Annotated in this window: 1 protein-coding gene; it reads left to right on the top strand. The window is 65.2% G+C overall.

Going from position 1 to position 1,996, the window contains the following annotated elements; translation table 11 throughout:
* Positions 1-119: 119 nt before the first annotated feature.
* Positions 120-1,052: a recombinase family protein gene (locus tag ACFWJO_RS38245; RefSeq protein ID WP_378493845.1), complete on the top strand. Its 933-nt coding sequence runs from the start codon at positions 120-122 to the stop codon at positions 1,050-1,052.
* The last annotated feature ends 944 nt before the right edge of the window (positions 1,053-1,996 follow it).

Below are 1,996 nucleotides of genomic sequence, written 5' to 3'. Positions count from 1 at the left end.
GCCGAAAACAGATCGTTTTTCGACACCACCTCTGACCGGCGGATTCGGTATGTCGGAAGCGTCGAAAACTCGTGTCGAGAAACTATGTCGAAAAACCTCCGCCGAGGTATTGTCGACACATGCTGATCGGCTACGCGCGCGTGTCCAGCGCAGACCAGAACCCCGACCATCAGGTCGATGCGCTGCGCCGCGCCGGCGTCTCCGCCGAGAACATCCACGTCGACCACGCGGGCGGGGCGAAAGCGTCACGCCCCCAAATGGATCTGGTGCTGGCGCGGCTCCGCGGGGGCGACGTCCTGGTGATCACCCGGCTGGACCGGCTCGGTCGGTCGATGCTGCACCTGATCACTCTCGGCGCCGACCTGCGCGAGCGTGGCATCGGACTGAAGGTGCTCGAGCAGGGCATCGACACCGCCACCGCCGAAGGACGGGCGATGTTCGGGATGTTGTCGGTCCTGGCCGAGTTCCAGCGCGAGCTGATCGTGGCCAATACCCGCGACGGACTGGCCGCGGCCCGGGCCCGCGGCCGTAAGGGTGGCCGGCCCTCGAAGCTCAGCTCGGACCAGATCGAACTCGCTCAACGCCTGTACGACGCAGGGGAACACACCGTCGCCCAGATCGCCGACATACTGAAAGTGCCCCGCACCACGGTGTATGGGCATCTGGACAAGAAGGCTCGCCGGTCTCCGCACACAGCGCCGCCCGACCCCGCGCCACCTGCCCGATCCTCTCGTATCTGCCCGACGTGCGGGCACGAGCCCACCACCCGGGCCGAGGCCGCGCATCAGCGTGCTGACCTCGCCGTGGATTGGCTTCATCTGGATCCGGACCAGCCGGGGCAGCTCACCCTCAGGCACCATTGCCGGCATTGCGAACCCGACCAGCCCGCATTCGACGTCGCCTGCACGGTCTGTGGTGATGGCCCCATTCTCACCGGCCGCCTCGCCGAACCCACGGCAACGGGACTCCCTGAGTCGATCCTTCAGTGGCTGACCGACGCCGGCTGGGACACCGATCCCGCCTTGCGGTGCCCCGATCACGCAACTACGTAGAGAGTCGCAGGACGGAGTTCGCAACTGTCTGCCCGCACGTCCGGCGGAACGATGCCCGTCGCGATTCGACCTCACCGGCGACACCGCGTCTTGTCCGCCTAGGATCCGATCGTGGGAGGCGAGTGGATTCAAATCGATCAGGACTGTGTGACGTGCGGCACGGCCGCGTTCCGGCACTACATCTACGCCGGGCTCGGCGGGCCACTGATCGAGACTGACCTATACGAATGCGCCACCCCCGGTTGCCCCGGTCCGGTCGCGATCTCCGAACCAATCAACGGCTGATCGCAAAGAGACCCCACCCGCTGAGCCGTGACGCGCTGTTGGTGGGGTCTCACTGCCGCCAGTCGCCCAAGGCCGCGGCAGGCGAAACCCCGCCAGGTCGGCAGACGTAGAACGGGGCCTCGACACCGACCCAAGCGGTGAGGCTCGGAATCGGTGCGAGGTCAGCCTATCTGCGACGAAATGACGTCACTGCCGATTACGTTCAACTCTCGGCTGTCTGCTGCGTCACACGCCGATTGTCTTCACGATCCAGGACCGCACGAGCACTGTTGGCGGGAGTCCTCGCCGAGGGTCGGATGCACGCCGCCGCGAATAGCGATAATTCCGAGTATTACCGCATCACCAAGCAGGACGGCGGCCATCGCGCCGAGAACCACACTGTCGTACGCGACTCCGACTAAAACACTCATCGGGAACGCAACTGCGCTCGCGACGGCACACGACTTCCACAGCCAGCGATAGCGCCTCACGCACGGACTGTAACTGAACGATTGCCCAGTACGGAATCCGCTACTGCGATGGCATGTGTCACAGCGGGCCGGTGGCCAAGAATCGAGGGCGAATCGGCCTGGCCGGAGTTGGTCAGAGTCATGGGATGGGGTGAACTCCGACAGCGCTGGAGATTTGCTGGCTGGGCCCAGCCGACTACAGGTTGAGAG

This window comes from Streptomyces sp. NPDC127092 (assembly GCF_042722475.1).
Lineage (GTDB): Bacteria > Actinomycetota > Actinomycetes > Streptomycetales > Streptomycetaceae > Streptomyces.
This window is presented reverse-complemented; position numbering and strand designations above follow the sequence as displayed.

Bases quoted from the DNA above. Each gene is read 5' to 3' on its own strand.
- ACFWJO_RS38245 (WP_378493845.1), top strand. From the start codon at position 120: ATGCTGATCGGCTACGCGCGCGTGTCCAGCGCAGACCAGAACCCCGAC.